The following is a 21,085-nucleotide window of genomic DNA, read 5'->3' as shown; positions in this document are numbered from 1 at the left end:
CTTATTCCTTGTTGATTTGCTCACCTAACATGACTTTTGCTAAATCTATTTCGTCGCTGCATGCTCGGCTGTCTTTTTCGCACAATTGATAGAAATCTTTTATTGTGACTCCATCTAGCTTAACAACGTTCAACTCCCGTTGTAAAAAAGTTATGATTTTATGCGCTACTTTATGAGCATGCAGAATTAAGGCTTTGTCAGCTTTGTCACCTCTTTCAAAGTAAAAAGCGATGAATTTATGAAGCTGGTTAAAACGAATAAGGTTTTTCATGGTGTGCGGATCCCACACCTTAAATTCCATAAAGCGGTTGTCTTTGATGTATTGGTCCACCGTCACATCTTTTGCATAAGGGTAGGCCCATAATTCGAAACCTCGGTCCGTAAAGCTTTGATGCAAAGCAATGCGCGGTTTTTGCTCACAGACAATTTCGCCCATGTCGGTTTCATGGCCACCTAATAAATCAAGGTTCCAGTTGCGTGGGTCAATTAATTGTTTAACGGCATTATCAAAACCGTGGTCTAAAATCCCTTCAGATTCGCTAACCGATGATGCGACCATATGATAAAAAGGCGGCAGCTCGCCCCAGTTTATTTGTTTTTTATACCAGTTTATCTCTTTAAGAGTTGGATTCGCAGGTAATTGCGCTTTATTATGCGAGCCAGGCATCAGGTTTCCTTTACTACCAGTTATTGAATAAGGATAAACTATTGTTTTGCGTGTTTTAAGAAAAAAATGAGTTGTTTCTCATTATAAAGACTTATTTTAGCAAGGTGCCTACATCTTATACTTATTATTCATATTAATAACGCAGTTGATTCGCTATGTTAACGGTTGATTTAAGGGACTATAAGTGCCCTCAACAATTTATTCAGTTTAAATTAGGGTTGAATAAGGCAGTATCGGCTCAACAAGCCGTGACTTTTACATTTAATGCTGCTGAGGCAACGGACGATATGCAGCGATTTTTAGAAAAACATCATTACCATTTTAAAATTGACCTAGAATTAGGTGTGCTAACAGTGGAGCCCATTCGTGTTTGAGTATGTAAAAGCCTGGTACGAAAATAAATTTTCTGATCCCCATTCAGTAACCTTGTTGTTATTGCTTATTGCAACCTTTGCATTTTTCTACTTTTTTGGTTCGTTAATCGTGCCTGTCTTAGTTGCCTTGGTAATTGCCTATTTACTAGATTGGCCTGTTGCTCACTTAGAAAAGCTGGGCTTGAAACGGTTTACCGCAACGATTCTAGTTATGCTGGTATTCAGTGGCTTGATGATTATGATTATTGTCGGCATGGGGCCTGTGCTTTGGCAGCAAACCAGCAATCTAGTTCAAGAAACGCCTTATATGATCGAAAAAGGTAAAGCACTGCTGTTACATCTTCCTGAAGATTACCCAAGTTTGATTACTGAAGATCAGGTTAAATCAATTGTTACCAGTGTTGAGACCAAAGCTATTGAGTTTGGTCAGTTGGTGCTATCGGTGTCATTAACTTCGATAAAAGACGTTGCAGCTTGGCTGATTTATCTTATTTTAGTGCCGCTCTTAGTATTCTTTATGCTTAAAGATAAATTAGAGCTCACGCAAAGTGCTGAGCGTTTATTGCCTAAGCAACGTCGCTTGATCATTCAAGTTTGGCAAGAAATGAATCAACAAATCATGAATTATATTCGCGGTAAGGTATTTGAAATTTTAATTGTTGGTACTGCATCTTTTATCGCTTTTGCAGTGCTTGACCTTCGCTATGCGGCTTTACTCGGCGTATTAGTTGGCTTGTCTGTGCTTATTCCATTTGTAGGGGCGGCATTGGTAACCATTCCTGTCGCTGCAGTGGCGTTATTCCAGTTTGGTTTAGAAACACAATTTTGGACTATTTTAATCATCTATGGCGTGATCCAAGCACTTGATGGCAATGTGTTAGTGCCGTTATTGTTCTCTGAAGCGGTAGATTTAAACCCAGTGTTCATCATCGTTGCAGTATTGTTTTTTGGCGGTTTATGGGGCTTTTGGGGCGTGTTTTTCGCAATACCGCTGGCTTCTTTAGTAAAAGCGCTTATCAATGCCTGGTCTTCTAAGCAGGTTGAGCTAATAGAAAATTAGCTTAGTCTTAAAAAGTATAGAAAACGCACTTTACTGACTAATTGATTATTATAATTTAGCCGTGAAAAATGTAAAATAGGTTATAAGATATATCTTTTAGTAATATGGTGCGTTTTTCATGGCAAATTTTTACCTTCCTGACGATGCTAATCAGCAAATTTATTTAGATGCGAATGCAACGACTCCTGTACTTCCTGAAATTGCCGATGTGGTTTCGCACACGATGCAAGTCTGTTTTGGTAATCCATCAAGTTCTCATATTACGGGTATTCAAGCAAAACACTTATTAGAACAAACGCGTAACAAAGCGCGTGAAGTCATTGGCGCAACTGACGGCGATATTTTATTTACTTCAGGTGCAACAGAAGGTATTCAAACGGCGGTTGTTTCAACACTTATTGCTGCAAAAAATCATCAAATCGAGAATCCGGTATTACTTTATGGGGCAACAGAACATAAAGCGGTGCCAAATACCCTAAAACATTGGAACAGTGTACTTGATATCAACGCGCAGGTATTAGCTATTCCAGTAGATAAAAACGGTATTTTAGATCATGAGTTTATTCGTAAACATGCTGCGAATGCACTGATGATTTGTACTATGGCAGTAAACAACGAAACCGGTGTTTTCCAAGACTTAACCACTATTGAGCAAGTTATTCGTTGTGAAAACAATAATGTGGCTTGGATGGTTGACTGTGTACAAGCATTAGGCAAAACCAACTTGGCGCTAAGCCAAACAACCATTGATTACGCCCCATTCTCTGGTCATAAATTGTATGCGCCTAAAGGTATTGGTGTACTTTATATTCGTAAAGGCAGTGCATACACGCCATTTATTGCTGGCGGCGGCCAAGAAAGTGGTATGCGATCTGGTACCGAAAATTTACCGGGCATTGCCGGTTTAAATAAGCTGTTCTCGTTATTGCTTGATAAACAAAACCAGACTTTTAAGCCAATTGAGCAGCTACATGCTTTTCGCGAGCAATTATTAGCTGCATTAACAGACACCTTTGGTAGCATTACGTTCAATCACAGTTTTGAGCATTCGGTGCCAACAACGTTGAACTTTGCGGTGAACGAATTAACCAGTAAAGAAGTGATGGACTTATTTGATGCTGCGGGTATCCGTGTAAGTGGCGGCTCGGCATGCAGCTCAGGTGCAAATCGTAGTTTTGTTTTAGACGCGATGGGAGCCAGTGATTGGCAAAGTGAAAACGCGATACGTATGTCGTTTGGCCCAGCTGTTAACCAACAAGAGATTGATTTTGCTTGCGACAAAATACGTTCTTTAAAACCGATTCTAGAAGCAAACTGCTTAGTGGTATCTGATAGTACATCGCCGCAACACGAAGTTTGTGCGATTGGCTTAACACAACTTCGCCATCAAGCAGCGTGCTGCTGGCTTTATGTCGACAGTGATAAAAGCGCTGTGGTGATTGATCCTATCATTGAGCTTATTCCACGTATGGCGAAAATTGTCGCGACACAAGGTTTAACAGTAAAAGCGATTATCGATACCCATAACCACCAAGAACGTTTATCGGCCCGTTGTTTATTATCAAAAGAGCTCGCAGAACGTTATGTTGCTAATGAGATAGACGAACTTGGCTGGCCAAAAGATTCAGCAACCATCGAATTAAGCGATGCGCGCTTAACTAAAGTAGCAACACCAGGTCACAGTGACGATAGTGTTAGCTATTTATTATCAGATACGCAAAGCGGTGACATCAGCTATTGCTTCTGTGGTGATTTAATCTTACCAGGCGGCTTAGGTAACACTGCAATTAGCGGTGGTGATGCTGTGAAAATGGCTCAGTCTTTAAAGCAGCTTGCTATGGTAATACAAGATTCAACGGTGATTTGTTCTGGTCATGATTATCAGCAGTGTTTTGCTATGGATTGGCATGCGCAAAAAGCAACGACTCCGTTACTTGCGCAACTATTAAGTGAGCTAGTATCAGATGATGAGTTTGTTGAATTAAAGCAACAAGCTGATGAGCAAAAGCATACTGTAAGTCATTCTCTATGTGGCTATGTTGAAACACTTGAAAGTGCGCCAATGAAACAGCTTGCTGCAAGTGATGCTAATGTAATGCTAAACGATAAAGCCACTTACTTAATTGATACTCGCGAACCGTATGAGCATGGTGCGAATAATTTAGCAGAGTTATTCACTGTTGCTGATAGTAAAGTGATCAACATTCCACTCAGTCGTATGGCAAACGCCATCGTGCAAGGGCAGCTTGAGAAAGACCATAGCTACATTTTGGTTTGCCGAAGTGGTAATCGTTCTAAACAAGCGGCAAACAATTTGTCGCAGTTAGGGTTTGAAAACGTTTATAACTTAAATGGCGGTTTAGCATTGCTTTAATGTTTAGTAATTAGATATAAATCAGTCATTAAAAAAGCCGCAATAGAGCGGCTTTTTCGTAACTTGAATAAATTAAGCTGAGGTTGGGCCTGAGCTTTCCCGTACCACTAATGAAGGGGTAAAGGTCGTGATGATGTCTTTATCTTGATTACGTGCACCACGGGTTTTTCTAAACAGTAAACGCGCTGCATGCTGCGAAATCACATCATTCGCCTGATGAGCTGTAGTGAGTTTAGGCCAAGTCTGACGCGAGAACGGAGAGTCCTCGAAGCCGGTAATTGATAACTGCTGTGGAATTTCAATTCCCATTAAGCGTGAGGCGAATAACGCGCCCGCTGCCATTTCATCGTTACCGCCAAGTAGGGCTGTGATGTTTTTCGGGTTATTCTCACCTAACAATGCTTTTGCGCCTTCTACACCTGATTCAAAAGAATACTGGCCTTCGTAGATGAGCGCGTCATGCAATGGAATGCTGTGATCTTTTAACGCGGCCTGATAACCCTCTAAACGTTCAGTTGTTGATTTATGCTCTTTGTCACCGCATAAAAAACCAATATTTTTATGGCCAAGCGACAGTAGGTGAGCGGTGATTTCGTACGCAGCTGCGTAATCGTTCACATAGATACAAGTGTCTTGGTTTTCTTCAGTAGGGCGGCCAGAGAGTACGCGAACATAATGAATGCCCATCTCATCTAGCATATCAATAATGCTATTTTGCTCTGACAGCGGTGGCGTTAATACAAGGCCAGCTAAGCGAGAGCGCTTGATCATGGTTTTAAAGTCTTCTTCCATGTTGCCATCCAGATAGTTACATGGATGAATAACCAGCTCATAGCCTTCTTCTTTACAACGCGACAACACACCGTTTTGCATGTCGATGACATAATAAGCATTCGGGTTGTCATAAACTAAACCAACAGTAAAAGACGATGTGCCTGCTAGGTTACGAGCAGCAAGGTTTGGTTGATAGTTTAACGTGTTAACAGCGTCCATCACTATATCGTACGTTTTTTTTCTGACCGATGGCTCTTTATTAATCACTCGTGAAACGGTTTTCATTGAAACACCTGCGAGCTTGGCTACATCATTAATGGTTACTTTCATACTGTTGCTTTATAGTTGGTTATATTTGTATTATAATATTATCGGTCAGGTATTCACCAGACGCTTTTTCTTATATGTACATCTATATTTAATATAAGTTAGTTAGTGTATCTAATGTTCTACCAAATTAGCAGTAAAATAATTGAGATAATTTTTATGATACCGGTGTCAAAAGAGAAAAATTGCGCTATTATCTCGACTATAAAATGTAAAAGTAGAACATTGACAGCGTTGTCATTTTAACTTAGTGTTGATTTTACACCGTGTTTTTAATTGCTGTCTTTATTCAATATAATAAAAAGATAGTTAAGAATCAGTTTGTTGCAAGTTTTGAAGGGGATTAAATATATGAGCAGCCGTTCGCAATTAGCTAGTTGGCAAGCACTATCTGAAAGTGCCAAGAAGATGAAACAAATTCATCTTAAAGATTTATTTGCCAAAAATAGCACGCGTTTCGAGCAATTCTCTGCTCAGATCCCGGGTGTATTATTCGATTACTCGAAACAACAAATTGATAAAACTGTTTTTGAACAATTAATTGCTTTAGCGAAAGAGTGTGATATTAGCGCATGGCGCGAAAAAATGTTCAGTGGTGAGAAAATTAACATTACTGAAGACCGTGCTGTACTTCATACTGCTTTACGTAACCGCGCTAACACAGCTGTAATGGTTGATGGCGAAAACGTAACAGATGCTGTTAACGCTGAGCTTGCTAAAATGAAAGCCTTTGTTGGTAAGGTACGCAGTGGTGAGTGGTTAGGCTACACAGGAAAAGCAGTAAAAGATGTGGTTGCAATTGGTGTCGGTGGTTCAAATCTAGGCCCACAAATGGCAACAGAAGCGCTTGCTGCTTATGCTGATGGCACATTAAATGTGCATTATGTATCAAATGTTGATGGTGTTCAGATTGCATCTGTTTTACAAGGTTTAGACGTTGAGACAACGTTATTTGTTATCTCGTCAAAAACGTTTACCACCTCAGAAACCATGACTAACGCTAAATCGGCTGTTGAGTGGTTTTTACAAACGGCACAAGCGCAAGAGCACATAGCTAAGCACTTTGTAGCTGTAAGCACCAATTTAGAAAAAACAGCGGCCTTTGGTATCGCTGATGAAAACGTATTCACAATGTGGGATTGGGTAGGCGGTCGCTTTTCTTTATGGAGTGCGATAGGATTACCAATCGCCCTGTACCTAGGCTTCGACGCGTTCGAAGAGATCCTAGAAGGTGCGTTTGAAATTGATGAGCATTTTAAAAATGCTGAATTTGAAAATAACGTACCATTATTAATGGCGCTTTTAAGTGTTTGGAACACAAGCTTTTTAGGTTATACAGCGCAAGCTATTTTACCGTATGACCAAGCACTACACATGTTACCCGCGTATTTACAGCAAGGTGAGATGGAAAGTAACGGTAAGCATGTTACTTTTGCAGGTGAAACGGTTCCTTACACGACGGTTCCAATTATTTGGGGTATGACAGGTATTAATGGTCAACATGCTTTTTACCAATGTCTACACCAAGGTAATGTAATTGTACCTGCAGACTTTATTGCTTCAATTGAGCCGCAAGTCAATGTAGGCAAGCACCATGATATTTTATTATCAAACTTCTTTGCACAAACCGAAGCGATGATGGCCGGTGTTGATGCAGAGCAAGTAACTGCAGATTTAACCGCAAAAGGTAAATCTGAAGCAGAAATCTCAGAATTATTGAATCACAAGATTCACCAAGGCAATCGCCCAACAACGTCAATGTTATTAGATAAAGTTGATGCGAAAACGGTAGGACGATTAATTGCGCTTTATGAGCACAAGATCTTCTGCCAAGGCATTATTTTAGAAATCTGTTCATTTGACCAATGGGGTGTAGAGCTAGGTAAGGGACTTGCCTCTAAAATTGAAGCTGAATTATTTGATGATGAAGTCAGTCATCCACATGATAGTTCAACCAATGGACTGATCGCTTACTATAAGACACATCGTAAGCAGTAAAAGATTCGCAGTATTAGCTGCAAACCGAATACCTTTGAACGGGTAGCGCTGGAGTTCTTAGGGCCTGTATTTTTGTGAGAGGATTTACAGAGCCCCTAAGACTCATTTACTTCAGCCAACATAAAAAGAATGAGTAAGCTACTTACAAACAAATTCAACAGGCTTTGTTAAAGGATATTGTCTAACAGGCCACATCAACCAGATAACAACACGCACTGCCATATTGCATGAATTGGATGAACATGGCATTGCCAATGTAGAGAGTGATATATGTTAAATCCATTTGATATCGTAATTTTTGGGGGCGGCGGTGATCTTGCGTTACGTAAGTTACTTCCTGCAATGTATCGCGCTTATCAAGAGGGCAACCTTCCTCAAGGTTCTCGTATCCTTCCTACGGTACGTGAAGAAAGCAAACGTAAAGAATACATCGAAACAGCACATAAAGCGTTACAAGACTTTTTAGGTAAAGGTGAGTACAACGCAAAAGATTGGAAAGCGTTTTCAGCTTACCTTGTGCCAGTTGTATCAAATGTGACTGAAGCAGATGATGACTGGGACAAATTAAGAGATATTCTTGATGAACACGACGCTGACAAGTCTCGTGTTTTTTACCTTTCTTTACCACCTGCAGTGTATGGTAGCTGCTGTGAAATCTTATCAAAGAAAGGTCTAATCACAGAAACATCTCGTGTTGTTGTTGAAAAACCGATTGGTTACTGTGGTGAATCTGCTGAAGCAATCAATGCAAAAATTGCTGAATACTTCAAAGAAGAGCAAGTATTCCGTATTGACCATTACTTAGGTAAAGAAACAGTACAAAACTTAATGGCACTACGTTTTTCAAACTCATTGTTTGAAAACCTGTGGGATGCAAAATCAATCGATAACATCCAAATTAGCTTATCGGAAACAGTGGGTCTAGAAAGCCGTGCTGGTTTCTACGATAAAGCGGGTGCATTACGCGATATGGTACAAAACCACTTGCTACAATTACTTTGTTTAGTGGCAATGGAATCACCAAATAAACTAAACGCAAACAGCATCCGTACTGAAAAACTAAAAGTACTTGAGTCGTTACGTCCGTTAGTGGCTGAAGATGTTGATGCAAACATTGTACGTGGTCAGTACGTACCAGGTAACTTAGACGGTAAAATCGTCCCTGGTTACTTAGAAGAATTAAACGAAGGTGCGAGTAAAACAGAAACTTTTGTTGCTATTCGTGCGCACATCGATAACTGGCGCTGGGCTGGCGTGCCTTTCTATCTTCGTACTGGTAAACGTATGAAAAAGCGTTGTGCTGAAATCGTTGTTGAATACAAAAAAGTGTCTCACAATGTTTATACAGACAACGTAGGTAACATTGAGCCAAATCGTCTTGTTATTCGTCTGCAACCAGAAGAAACAATTCAATTAACACTGATGTCTAAGCGCCTTGATAACCTTGAGATGCAATTAGAACCAGTAACCATGAACATTGAGTTATCGCAAGCGTACAGTAATGGTTTCCATTCAGATGCTTATAAGCGCTTAATGTTAGATGCCGCAGCAAACAACCCGTCGCTGTTTATTCACCGTGATGAAGTGCGTCAAGCATGGAAATGGATTGACCCAATCATCGAGCGTTGGCAAGAAAAAGGTGCACCATCGTTATACCGTGCAGGTACGTGGGGCCCTGAAGATGCAGATGAGCTTTTAGAAGAAAACAACCACGTTTGGTTTAACACAGGCGATAAGGCGTAATTAAGATGGCAACAATTGTTGAAAAATTCTTTGCAAACAAAGACGAATTAACAGCTGAACTTTCTTCAAGCCTTGAACAAAGCCTTGTTGCTGGTATTAAAGAAGATGGCCGTGCGGTATTGATGGTATCGGGTGGCTCATCGCCAGCACCTGCTTATAAGCACTTATCAAACCTTGAACTTGATTGGGCTAGCATTGATGTTGCTATGGTTGATGAGCGTTGGGTTGATGCTGATCATGAAAAAAGTAATGAAGCATTTATCAAAAGCACGCTATTACAAAACCATGGCGCAGCTGCTAATTTCGTGACAATGAAAAATGACGCATTAACGGCGCAAAACGGTGTAGCTGAATGTGAAGCTGCATACAAAGCATTAAAGCGTCCTTTTGATGTGACGATTTTAGGCATGGGCCCTGATGGTCATACGGCTTCTCTTTTCCCTCATGCCGAAGGTCTTGAACACGGTCTTGCGACAGATGATTTAGTATGTGGAATTAACGCTATTGAAAGCGATGTAACAGGTAAAATCACTGAGCGTATGACGTTAACTTTATCTGCGATTGCAGATTCTAAAGTTGTGAAGCTTTTAATTAGTGGTGAAGAAAAACTCGCTGTTTACAAGCAAGCGAAAGAGGGCGGTGCAGTTGCTGACATGCCTTTGCGTGCAGTATTGAATCACCCACATATCAATATTGAAGTTTATTGGGCACCTTAATCGCCCAATAAAACTCTATGCCAAAAGCGAGCTATTATGCTCGCTTTTTTGTTTTTAAATACTACCTTGAATACCAATCCGCAATAATACTTAATCATTTTGAGGGATTAAACCTGTCGCTAACGGCGTTAAAAATTTCTGATTTAGAACAACTAAATAACGAAATTTTGCCTTGTTATCAACGAGGTTTTATTGCCTAAAAATAGGTCACTTAATTAAGCGAATTGGTATAACAAACAGTATTGAATAAATACACTTTCTTTAAATAGTCGATAAAGTGTTAGACAAGTACAAAGGGGGTCTATATAATCAAAAATGACAACGCTGTCATTGTTATTGATTGTTATTCTCAATATCCCCTTTAACTCATTCTGCCCAGAAAAAGTTAAAAATAATTTGTACATGACAGCGCGCTTTTAGAAACACGTTAGTTTTTTAAGCTAATTTATTGTTAGATAACAGGTTTTATATAACTTTTAGTTATGGTTAATAAACGCCCAATGGAAACTAAAGCTTACAAAAATACATGTAATTTTTAGCTAATTTCAAAAACTCATCCTTTTGGTCTTTTCATCTGCAATATCACTCATGCTATATTTGCGCCGTTTATTTGTAACAATTCTTAAAAACTCAATATTAAATATTAGTTATATCAATAACTTGATTATTTCGTTGTAAATTTTTTGCACAAATTAACCAAAAAGATGTAGCACAAATGTAATTTAGAGTGTATGGTTTGTTACTAGATGACAGCGTTGTCATCATCACTGGGCAGAAGTGATATAAAAAACCAACAAAATGATTCAAGGGGAATCCTGTGTTAGCTAAAAATTTTAAGAAAAGCTTATTAGCAGTTAATATCGGCCTCGTAATGAGTGCTGGGTTCACTGGCGCTGCATACGCAGCAGATGAAACTAAAGTTCAAGAAGATGTTGAAGTAATTGAGGTTCGCGGTATTCGCCGTTCACTTGAAGCTTCAATGAATACTAAGCGCTTTGCTGACAGCGTTGTCGATGCTGTATCTGCAGAAGATGTCGGTAAGTTTCCTGATAGCGATGTAGGTGAAGCGCTTGGCCGTATTTCAGGTATTGCTGTTAACCGCGCATTTGGTCAGGGTCAACAAGTGTCTATTCGAGGTGCATCTGCACAGTTAACGCGTACTTTACTGAATGGGCACTCAGTCGCTTCAACAGGTTGGTATGACCAACAGTCAATCGACCGTAGCTTCAACTACACATTACTTCCACCAGAAATGGTTGGTGGTATTGAGGTTTATAAATCATCTCAGGCAAACCTTGTCGAAGGTGGTATCGGTGGTACGGTAATCGTAAATACTCGTAAGCCTTTAGATCTTGACGCGAATACCCTTTTTGGAAGTGTGAAAGCTGACTACGGCACGATCTCTGAAGAAACAGATCCTGAAATCTCTGGTCTTTATAGCTGGAAAAATGATGAAGAAACCTTTGGTGCACTAGTCTCAGCAGCATTTTCTGAAACAAATTATCAGCGCAATGGTATTGAATCTTTAGTAGGTTGGGGTGACATTGTTCCTTCTACATTCCAACAACAACGTGAACGTACTGCTATCAATGCCGTTTTCCAATATCGCCCAACTGATAGTTTAGAGCTAGGTCTTAATGTTATGAGCCTAGATCTTTCAGCTGATAACGCAAATACTTCTCTATTTTTAATATTCCCTGACGATAAAGATGCAGCTTGTGAACAAGTTAATGAAGATGGTACGTGTACTTTCTACCGTCGTTCAGGTGAAGGTGCAAACCCAGGCTGGGCACAAACGTGGGCTCGTGCAGGTTCAATGACTTCGGATACGGTTGATTTTGAATTCAAATACGCTGGTGATAATTTTGAGCTTAAAGGCCGAGTTGGTAACACACAATCAGAAGGTGGTACGGACCTCACTGCGAACTATGGTTTTTGGTTAGGTACTCCTGCAGACTATGCGGGCACATACGATGCGACAGGTGACGTAATTGATATTGATATTGCGAATAAGTCGTTCACTGCTGATGACTTCCAAGGGCAACTATCTTCAGCTGGTTGGGCACTCAAAAAGCAACCTAACTCTGATGAAGAAACATACGCACAGTTTGATTTAACATTCCCTGTTGATTTTGGTGCAATTACTGCAATCAAAACAGGTTTCCGTTGGGCAGATCACGACGTTAAACAAGAGACTTATACTGCGAATTTAGTAGACTCAATCGCGGCATACGATGCATCTCATTATTATTCAGGCACAGTATCCTCAGGGGCGGGTTTCACTATACCTAAACCTAACCTTGATCAAATGCTCTCTGATGGTTACGCAGCGATTACTAGCTTTGATAATACATCAATCGCTTATAAGGCTGGCTATGGTACAGTAAATGAAGAGAATTTTTCACTTTACGCAATGGCTGATTTTTCTGCTGAAGGCATACGTGGTAACTTTGGCCTACGTTATACCTCTACAGATGCATCATCTGATTACTTCGCACTAGATGCGAATGGTAACTACGCAAACAGCCTAAGCACTGATAAAGCTGATTACAGCGAAGTATTACCAAGTGTTAACGTGGCATTTGATTTAACTGAAGATATGATTCTACGTTTCTCAGCAGCGCAAGTAATGTCACGTGCTAACTACACTGACATGTTTGCATCTTCATCATTAGCGGGTTATGAAGATGATGTAGATGGTAATGAAGTTATCACTACTGGTAATATCGGTCTGGAGCCATTCAAAGCAACACAAGCTGATTTTGGTATTGAATACTACTTTGATGGTGACGGCATGGTTAGTGCTACTTACTTCATCAAAGATATCTCATCATTTACTAAGGTAGATGAAGTGACTAATCAAAGTATTGGTATAACAGACCCTAACACTGGAAAGGATGACTGGACAGTTGCTTCTAAGGGGACGGGTTCAGGTGGTGAGATTAAAGGTATCGAGCTACAAATTCAAGATGGTTTTGACAATGGTTTCGGCTACCAAGCTAATTATACTTACGTCGATTCAGAAGCTCCTGCAGAAAACTTCCCTGACCGTATTGAATTATTCTCTGACTCTTCAGAGCATACGGTTAACTTAGTTGGTTACTATGAGGCTGATTTCTACAGCGTACGTTTAGCATATAACTGGCGCTCAGAGTACATGGTTCGTGAAGCACCAGGTTTCTATGGTAACCGTGAGCATCAAGACTACGGTACACTTGACCTAACGGCTAAGTATTCAGTAACAGACTATCTAGACTTAACATTTGAAGCGGTTAACATTACTGAAGAAGACAGTATTCAAATTGGTACTGCCTCAGGTGATGCTGATGTTAAACCTGAGCTTCGTAACGGCTACCCAGCATGGAGCTTTGAAGGTGAAGCACGCTACAAGCTAGGTGTATCACTACGTTTCTAATTTGATTTAGATAACGAAATTAAGAAAGCCCAGCTCGCACTGGGCTTTTTTGTGAGTAATACCAACCCGCAATAATACTTAGTCATTTTGAGGGATTAAACCTGTCGCTAACTGCGTTAAAAATTTCTGATTTAGAACAACTAAATAACGAAATTTTTGCCTTGTTATCAACAAGGTTTTCTTGCCTCAAACTAGACCATTTAATTAAGCGAATTGGTATAAAAGTGGGCGAGTGAAAATGATAAAAAAAATCGCAATTGTTGGTGGCGGAACAGCAGGTTGGTTAGCCGCTAACCATTTGGGTCATGCGCTTTTGCAAAGTGGCATTGAGATCACGTTAATCGAGTCTCCTAATATTGCCAGCATAGGTGTCGGTGAAGGTACTGTTCCTTCGATGCGATACTCTTTGCAAAAGTTTGGTATCAGTGAAAGTGACTTTATCAATGAATGTGATGTTACTTTTAAGCAGTCAATCAAGTTTGTAAATTGGCTAGATAAACACAAACATGGTGCTAACTTTTACCATCACTTATTTGATCACCCACATATATTTGGTGAAGATTTAACGCAGCAGTGGCTTGCTGACGGCCACGGTAATGATTACGCAGACTTTGTTTCTAAGCAACATGCGTGCTGTGAAAATAATTTAGCACCGAAAACAATTGCGACACCTCAATATGCAGGTATCAATGGCTATGCCTATCATTTTGATGCTAAAAAGTTTGCTGCATTCTTAGGAAGCCATGCCACGCAACATTTTGCTGTAAAACACCTGTTTGCAGAAATTAAAGATGTCAGCTGTGATGAGCAAGGTTTTATTACACACTTAATCGACTCAGATGGTAACGCCTTAGAGTTTGACTTTATTATTGATTGCTCCGGTTTTTCGGCTGCCTTTATTGGGCAAAAACTAGGGGTGGGCTTTGTTGATAAGTCAGCTAGTTTATTAACTGACACCGCAATCACCTTGCAAGTGCCGACACAAAGCGATGATGAAATACCACCTTATACTATTGCTACGGCACACCAAGCTGGTTGGATCTGGGATATTGCACTCACAGAGCGAAGAGGGGTGGGGTTTGTTTACTCATCTAAGTATATGAGCGATGAGCAAGCGCACGCTAAATTGCATCATTATTTAGGTAATAAATTTGAGCACTTAACGCCACGAAAGATCCCGATGAAAGTAGGGCACAGAGAAAAAATGTGGCACAAAAACTGTGTGGCTATCGGGTTGTCGCAAGGCTTTGTTGAGCCTCTTGAAGCAACTGCCATCTTAATTGCAGACTTTTCTGCGGGGTTATTAGCTAAACGTTTTCCGCGTACCCGAGAGGACATTAACTTAGTTGCTGATGAATACAATCAGCAGGTGAATTATGTATGGCAACAAACGTTTGATTTTATAAAAATGCATTACTGTATTTCGGATAGAACTGATTCGGCTTTTTGGCGTGATAACAAAAAAACCGACCAGTTATCAGAAAAACTAAAAAATAACCTAGCACGCTGGCAGCGCTTTTCACCGGTACGCGAAGACTTTGCCAGTAAGTTCGATTTGTTCGACTTAGAAAACTACTTATACGTACTGTTTGGTATGCATTATGTACCTGCCAAACAGCAAACTAAGCAGAGCGACAATCAACAAGTTGCTAAACTTAAACAGCAGCGCGTCAATCAGCTATTAAGCGAGCTACCTAAGCACAGAGAACTGTTAGATAAAATAAAGAAATTTGGCTTACAAAAGTACTAATTTTATTAACTGAGCTGGCTAATACGTATTAGCCAACTCAGTCGATTCTAAAAAATGAGGAGATAGATAAACGACTGTTATTTAGATCATTACAGTACTTTTTGTGATTTAAAAGAGCTGCGCTATGTAATAGATTACTTTTATAAATTACGAGCCTATTGATCTTGGCTTCAATATCCACCACTTTTTCAAAAAGCGCTGTTGTTTCATTTAAATAGCCTTGATGAGTTGCACTGTGTTTTTCTGTATCAGCAATCATGTTATGCACGCTATTTTGGTTATCAGCTGTCACTTTAATAATATTCTCAGGCAGATATTTGTATATGCCTGTGCCACCCCATTCTTTGTCTGACAAATAATGCACTGCTGCAAATGTTTTATCATCCGTTGAATCAATATGTGGCATACGCTGCAAGGTATTTAATTCATCCGCATTTTGAGTAACTAATGAAAGTTTACAGCGGTGAAGATATAAATTATTTTCGCCGCTAGTAATGATCCCTTGCTCTAAAAGTTCGTTAACTAGCTGCTCAAAAGCTCGGTAATAAGGCGCAGGCATTTCATCTCGTTTGCCAGGGTATAGAGTGCCATCGCTGCCAAAAGGCTGGAAATAGGCTGTCTCTGTGGCAAATTGATAAATAGGCTCAACGCTGTGTAAAAAGTCATCAACAATAATAACGGCTTCATTAATTTCACCAATAAACACTTGGCTTACTTTATAGTCTTTATTTAATTGATAGCCTTCCATTGTTTGCCCCAGTCTTTCCATAATTGTGGAATATACTAACAAAAATAGTGGCTTATGCGTGATAATATTTACTTGCTTATAGCTTGTTTTTTCATCACTTAAGGTTAATTAGCAACATGGGTAAATTTGTTAATTTATAATGTACAAACTGCCACAAAATTTTCACTTCCTTTTTGTTGCCAAAACCTATAGGCTTTGGGCACTAACAGCAAAAACATATTATAAAATTAATGGAGCAGTATCATGGCGGAGCAACAAGTACAGCCTTTACATAACGAAAAACATGCCAACACTAAAATTCAAAATGGCATCAACATTGAGTTCATGAAAACTCAGCACTTAGTACCTGTGGTTGCACACGAATTTGCACGCATCGCAAATGAATTCCCAATGGCATTTGTTAAAAACAACGAATCAGGTAAATTTCAAGCAGTTGCTTTATTTGGTCTAGAGCCAGGCGAAAACCTTTTCATTCAAGACGGCAAATGGACAGCTGCATTTGCACCTATGTCTATGACTCGTTACCCACTTGGTCTTGTTAAGCATCCAGAAGCTGACCAATTTGGTATCGTAATCGACGAAGCAAGCCCACTTGTAAGCGAAGAAACAGGTAATGCACTTTTCGAAAACGGTGAAGAAACTGAGTACCTTAAGCGTCGTAAAGAAGCACTTGTTTCTTTCATCGAGTTCTCTCAGGTAACTGAAGCATTCACTAAGTACCTTGCAGACAAAGAACTACTAGTAGCTCAAACGCTAACTGTAGAAATCAAAGGTGAGAAAAAAGACATCAACGGTATCTACCTTGTTGATGAGAAAAAACTTAACTCACTAAGTGATGAAGAGTTCTTAGACCTTCGTAAGCGTGGTTACTTAGCACCTATCTACTCTTTCTTAACGTCTACTCACCAAGTAGCACGTTTAGCACGTTTAAAAGCAGCTCAAGCTTAATTTTAAACTGCTGAAAAAAAGCGCCATTAGGCGCTTTTTTTGTTTCTTTCGTCTGTTAAAGCTTGAAAACCAGCGACGAATTATTCACATTGGGCTTACAAACTAAAATAAATATAAGTGCCCCTATGTTAAAAACATTACTCACCTCAGCCATTGCGCTTAGCGCATTATCATTTAGTACTTTCAGCCATAGTAGTGATCAACCTTTCGCTATTGCTATTCATGGTGGTGCTGGAACAATTGAAAAAAGCCGCTTCACGCCAGAGCAAGAAAAAGCTTACCGTGCAAAACTAAAAGAAGCCGTTGAAACAGGCTATGCTGTGCTCGAAAAAGGCGGTGAGAGCCTAGATGCCATTACTGCGGCAATTAATGTGCTTGAGAACTCGCCGTATTTCAACGCTGGTCGCGGTGCTGTATATACTTATGACGGTGCACATGAGCTTGACGCATCGATTATGGATGGTCGTACACGCCAAGCAGGAGCTGTTGCTGGGGTTAAGCACATTGAAAACCCAATTAACTTGGCGCGCTTAGTGATGGAAAAATCAGTGCATGTTATGCTCAGCGGTCAAGGTGCCGAAGAGTTTGCAAAAACTCAAGGTATGCCGCTGGTTGAAAACAACCTTTTCGATACTGAAAATCGCTACAAAGCGTTATTAAAAGCAAAAGAAAAGCTCGATAAACAAAAAGTCACCAGCAAAGACTACCAAGCTGCACACAAAGCCCTGCCAGTTAATTACAAAATGGGCACTGTTGGAGCGGTTGCACTTGATAAAAACGGTAATATCGCCGCAGGTACCTCTACAGGTGGTATGACAGCAAAACGTTTTGGTCGTGTGGGTGATTCACCTGTGATTGGTGCAGGAACCTTTGCTGAAAATGAATCATGTGCAGTATCTGCGACAGGTCATGGTGAGTATTTTATTCGCTACAATGTGGCAGCTGATATTTGTGCTCGCGTAAAATACCAAGGTAAAACCATTGTGGAAGCAGGTAACGAAGTGATCCACGATGTATTAATGCCTGTAGGGGGAACTGGTGGTGTGATCATCATTGATGCTAAAGGTAACATCAGTTTGCCGTTTAACACCGCTGGTATGTATCGTGCGAGTAAATCGAATACATCACCAACGTATGTGGGTATTTTTAAAGACGAGTAATTACCTGTAACGAATCTTCAGGCAATAAAAAACCGAGTTTCACAACTCGGTTTTTTATTGCCACCAAAGTTATTGGCGATTAATTTTTACCTTGAAAGGTGTTTCATCTTGATTCGTTGAGCGATAAGGGTTGATATCTAAACCGCCACGGCGTGTATAACGGGCATACACTTCAAGCTCTTCGAGGTTTAACTGCTGCATTAAATCGCAGTAAATACGCTCCACACATTGTTCATGAAATTCGTTGTGAGTTCTAAACGAAATTAAATATTTTAATAAGGCTTCATGGCAAATCGCTTGGCCTTTATAACGAATAATCACACTCGCCCAATCAGGCTGTGAGGTGATCAAACAGTTCGATTTTAGTAAGTGACTATGTAGGGTTTCTGAGACAATCTCATCACCATTATGGCGAAGTGAGCTGGCATCAATATCATAGCTAGTGATTTCGATATCCAGATCATCAATACATTCGCCCGGTAACGCTGAAAATGGCAAACAATTGAAATCATCAGCTTGGTATAAAGTAACGATCACCGGTGCATTTACCGCATCGGATAAGTCTTTGCTCAGTGCTTGATGTACGTCATCCGGCGTCTCAAAACGTGTTTGATTAAAGCTGTTTAGGTACAATTTGAATGACTTTGACTCAATGATGTGACTGCTTTGACAAGGAAATACAAACGTTGCCACAGCGACCATTGGCTTACCCTTGCTATTTAGCCACGATAATTCATAGCCAGTCCAAATATCTTGGCCTTTAAACGGTAAGTTATCTTCGCTAACACCTAATGCATCACGGTTTAATTTACGGGCAATAGGAAACAGTAAACTGGGTGTGTAGGTATCTACATACTCTGTGCTTTTACCAAGAACACTGTTTTTCAGTTCGGGTGAGTTGCTGTAATCTGTCATCTTTACACTTTTGTAGTTACAATGGCGGCATTATACCTAAAGCCAATGAGTTTCGCAGTATGTCTGTTTCTACAAAACTAGATAAGTTACATCAAGCATTTAGTGAAAAATGCCTCGAACGCACAGGAAAGCTTCCTGTTATTGAACATGATACAGCATGGCCAAGTCCCTGTGAGCAGGGTGAAGTCGATGAGCAGGGGCTTATTCAGTGGTGTGCAACCCCACAACAACCTGCTGGCAGTTTAGAAGACTTAGCCAAGGCACTCGAATTATCGTTTCCTGAAGATTTAAGCCCATTGTTTGGTCATGTCTATGCGGGTAATTTATTATTGAGTGTTGATGATCATCACATTGAACTGTTACAAGCATGGAATGAAGATGATTTTAGCCGCTTACAGCAAAATATTACCGGTCACGTGTTAATGAAGCGCAAGCTAAAGCAGCCAGAAACCGTATTTATTGGTCTTACAGAGCAAGATGATCTGCTGATCACTGTATTAGTCGAAAGCGGTGAGGTTTGCTTAGAGTATGTGGGTAAAAAACCACATCATGTGCTAGCGAAAAGCATCAGTGAGTTTTTAGACAAAGTAACGGTGTAAGCTTAAAAAGTAAAAAGGGGCGGTTGCCCCTTTCGTGTATTATTGCCTTTATTAAATTATTGAAAGTCCCACGAAATATTCGAAACAATGCCACAGGGCTCGCACCGAAAATCAAATAAGCCAAACCATGGCTCTGGTAATTTCCATTCGCCATCGCAGCTTGGGCAACGACGTTTAAGCTCTGACTCTTTATCAACGCCGCCTACACGGTATAAATAGTAATAAACCGGCTTCTTGGTTAGAAAACTAATACGTTTCGTGATATCACGACCACGGCGGTATAAGTCACTCTTGATGCTAGTTAGCTCTTCAAGCGCAGGAAATTCACAACGGGTTGCACCATTGATCTGAATTTGATCGCACGCTTGCCAGTCTTCTTGCCATTTAATGAGTGTTTTGTAATCGCCATTGGCAATGGCTGGAATGCGAAATAACGGCACAGGCAAAAAGTCATCACCACAATAAAGCGGGCTACAGGTGTGCACGTACGTGGTATACAAAATATAGCACGACGGATCATGACACATGTCTGCGCCATTTGAGTGAATGTCTTGGCCGACCACTTTAACTTTTGGTGCCAGTAAGCCTGCAGTGTTTAATTGCTCAATGCTATGTTTTACAAACGGGCTATGGTTGAGCGGATGCATCGCATCTTCGGTTGGGCACATTACACGAGTAATGAAAAATCCATCTTTTAAAACCGTTGGAAATTCATCACCAATTATTTGGCCGTTAAAACGAAGCGCATTCACTAGGCGGTTTATCGCCTGCTCAGCAAGCTCTAGGGTAGTATCTTGGTAGCAATCAAAAGTCAGATCGACAACAAACATTATTTTTTCTCAAGCAGTGCTAATAACCTATCTAATTTAGCTTCAATACGATCCAATTGGCTTTCTTTTGGTGTACTCAGTTGTTCATTTGACGGGTTATTGATGAAATTATTAATTGAATCCGGGTTGTTTTTATATTGGCTAACCGCAGCGATGATCACAGGCATCGGCATAGGTTGGGTTAACTTACTTTTAGTTAAGGCAACTGTTGGGGTTTTACCTTCATCAAGAAGGGTTTTAATTGCATCAAATACAACGGCATTCATTTTTGTATAAACTCTTTTATAAAGACTAAAAAGCACCGCAGTATATGGGCTGCAGTGCGCGCGTATGGTAGCAATAATAGATGTGGAGTGAAATTACTTTCCTAATTAACGAGCTAAAAGAATGTTATTTAAGCTTGTTAATTAGCTCGCAGGCGTTACTGGCGTAACCTTGCGTCTAATTCATCAATCACCTCGCTCCAAGCACCATCTTCTGCAAGTGACTCTGCCAAAAAGTGTTGCTGAGCTTCATCCCAAAAAGGCGCTTCCTGCAATAGGGTTGTATCAGACAGTTGATGAGATGCTATAAAAGCATCTATTTCACTTTCTTTGCTCGGTAAACCAAGTTGTGCAAATAGGGTCGAAATATCATGTTTTGTCGTATCCATAGTTCTGCTCCTTGTGTATGGCGATAATTATTACT

The 21,085-nt window shown here is 40.2% G+C and carries 18 protein-coding genes; 11 read left to right on the top strand and 7 right to left on the bottom strand.

Translation table 11 applies throughout. From position 1 onward, the window contains the following. Position 1 precedes the first annotated feature (1 nt). Entirely contained in the window at positions 2–667 is a 666-nt protein-coding gene (locus tag AOG27_RS14615) for a hypothetical protein (RefSeq protein ID WP_054553736.1), read from the bottom strand. Between the two features lie 155 nt (positions 668–822). Between AOG27_RS14615 and AOG27_RS14610 the strand changes: the two genes are divergently transcribed. The 3 genes from AOG27_RS14610 (at position 823) to AOG27_RS14600 (ending at position 4,475) form a co-directional block, all read left to right on the top strand. Next, positions 823–1,041 (top strand): hypothetical protein, encoded by a 219-nt coding sequence (locus AOG27_RS14610; RefSeq protein ID WP_054553735.1) that lies wholly within the window; start codon positions 823–825, stop codon positions 1,039–1,041. Next, positions 1,034–2,101, top strand: coding sequence for an AI-2E family transporter (locus AOG27_RS14605; RefSeq protein ID WP_054553734.1), 1,068 nt, complete (start codon positions 1,034–1,036; stop codon positions 2,099–2,101). Before AOG27_RS14610 ends, AOG27_RS14605 begins: the two co-directional genes overlap by 8 nt. A 118-nt stretch (positions 2,102–2,219) precedes the next feature. Further along, complete coding sequence (locus tag AOG27_RS14600; protein WP_054553733.1) at positions 2,220–4,475, top strand: aminotransferase class V-fold PLP-dependent enzyme; 2,256 nt, start codon at positions 2,220–2,222, stop codon at positions 4,473–4,475. A 72-nt stretch (positions 4,476–4,547) separates the two neighbouring features. Here the strand turns inward: AOG27_RS14600 and AOG27_RS14595 are convergent, their stop codons facing one another. Further along, the gene (locus AOG27_RS14595; RefSeq protein ID WP_054553732.1) at positions 4,548–5,579 is read right to left on the bottom strand and encodes a LacI family DNA-binding transcriptional regulator; all 1,032 of its coding nucleotides are present in this window, start codon (positions 5,577–5,579) and stop codon (positions 4,548–4,550) included. Positions 5,580–5,927: 348 nt separating this feature from the next. Here AOG27_RS14595 and pgi point away from each other — a divergent pair, with 348 nt between their 5' ends. From pgi to AOG27_RS14570, 5 genes are all read left to right on the top strand, one after another. Beyond that, positions 5,928–7,574 carry a glucose-6-phosphate isomerase gene (gene pgi, locus AOG27_RS14590; RefSeq protein ID WP_054553731.1) on the top strand — a complete coding sequence of 549 codons (1,647 nt, stop codon included), beginning with the start codon at positions 5,928–5,930 and terminating at the stop codon, positions 7,572–7,574. Positions 7,575–7,844: 270 nt separating this feature from the next. Beyond that, complete coding sequence (gene zwf / locus AOG27_RS14585) at positions 7,845–9,317, top strand: glucose-6-phosphate dehydrogenase (RefSeq protein WP_054553730.1); 1,473 nt, start codon at positions 7,845–7,847, stop codon at positions 9,315–9,317. Positions 9,318–9,322: 5 nt separating this feature from the next. Next, a complete protein-coding gene (gene pgl, locus AOG27_RS14580) occupies positions 9,323–10,033 on the top strand; it encodes a 6-phosphogluconolactonase (RefSeq protein ID WP_054553729.1) in 711 nt (236 codons plus the stop codon). Positions 10,034–10,850: 817 nt separating this feature from the next. Beyond that, positions 10,851–13,448, top strand: a complete 2,598-nt coding sequence (locus tag AOG27_RS14575) for a TonB-dependent receptor (protein ID WP_152967155.1) — start codon at positions 10,851–10,853, stop codon at positions 13,446–13,448. Positions 13,449–13,686: 238 nt separating this feature from the next. Further along, positions 13,687–15,198, top strand: a complete 1,512-nt coding sequence (locus AOG27_RS14570) for a tryptophan halogenase family protein (RefSeq protein WP_054553773.1) — start codon at positions 13,687–13,689, stop codon at positions 15,196–15,198. 37 nt (positions 15,199–15,235) lie between these two features. On the opposite strand, the gene AOG27_RS14565 is transcribed toward AOG27_RS14570, so the two are convergent. Then, entirely contained in the window at positions 15,236–15,946 is a 711-nt protein-coding gene (locus tag AOG27_RS14565; protein ID WP_054553728.1) for a DUF6445 family protein, read from the bottom strand. Between the two features lie 243 nt (positions 15,947–16,189). On the opposite strand from AOG27_RS14565, the gene AOG27_RS14560 reads away from it, so the two are divergent. After that, positions 16,190–16,894 carry a SapC family protein gene (locus tag AOG27_RS14560; RefSeq protein WP_054553727.1) on the top strand — a complete coding sequence of 235 codons (705 nt, stop codon included), beginning with the start codon at positions 16,190–16,192 and terminating at the stop codon, positions 16,892–16,894. Between the two features lie 125 nt (positions 16,895–17,019). After that, positions 17,020–18,054: an isoaspartyl peptidase/L-asparaginase family protein gene (locus AOG27_RS14555; RefSeq protein WP_054553772.1), complete on the top strand. Its 1,035-nt coding sequence runs from the start codon at positions 17,020–17,022 to the stop codon at positions 18,052–18,054. A 69-nt stretch (positions 18,055–18,123) separates the two neighbouring features. Here AOG27_RS14555 and queF read toward each other — a convergent pair whose 3' ends face one another. Next, complete coding sequence (gene queF / locus AOG27_RS14550) at positions 18,124–18,969, bottom strand: NADPH-dependent 7-cyano-7-deazaguanine reductase QueF (protein WP_054553726.1); 846 nt, start codon at positions 18,967–18,969, stop codon at positions 18,124–18,126. Positions 18,970–19,028: 59 nt separating this feature from the next. On the opposite strand from queF, the gene syd reads away from it, so the two are divergent. Continuing rightward, entirely contained in the window at positions 19,029–19,568 is a 540-nt protein-coding gene (syd, locus tag AOG27_RS14545) for a SecY-interacting protein (protein ID WP_054553725.1), read from the top strand. A 56-nt stretch (positions 19,569–19,624) separates the two neighbouring features. Here the strand turns inward: syd and AOG27_RS14540 are convergent, their stop codons facing one another. From AOG27_RS14540 to AOG27_RS14530, 3 genes are all read right to left on the bottom strand, one after another. Next, complete coding sequence (locus AOG27_RS14540; protein ID WP_054553724.1) at positions 19,625–20,398, bottom strand: Zn-ribbon-containing protein; 774 nt, start codon at positions 20,396–20,398, stop codon at positions 19,625–19,627. Next, positions 20,398–20,664, bottom strand: a complete 267-nt coding sequence (locus AOG27_RS14535; protein WP_054553723.1) for a hypothetical protein — start codon at positions 20,662–20,664, stop codon at positions 20,398–20,400. The genes AOG27_RS14540 and AOG27_RS14535 overlap by 1 nt, the downstream gene beginning before the upstream one ends. Before the next feature lie 155 nt (positions 20,665–20,819). Continuing rightward, positions 20,820–21,050 carry a DUF2789 domain-containing protein gene (locus AOG27_RS14530; protein ID WP_036969581.1) on the bottom strand — a complete coding sequence of 77 codons (231 nt, stop codon included), beginning with the start codon at positions 21,048–21,050 and terminating at the stop codon, positions 20,820–20,822. Positions 21,051–21,085 lie beyond the last annotated feature (35 nt).

Source organism: Pseudoalteromonas lipolytica, assembly GCF_001306915.1.
In the GTDB taxonomy this organism is placed as follows: domain Bacteria; phylum Pseudomonadota; class Gammaproteobacteria; order Enterobacterales; family Alteromonadaceae; genus Pseudoalteromonas; species Pseudoalteromonas simplex.
The sequence above is the reverse complement of the archived record's forward strand: the minus strand, read 5'-3'. Positions and strand labels throughout refer to the sequence as shown.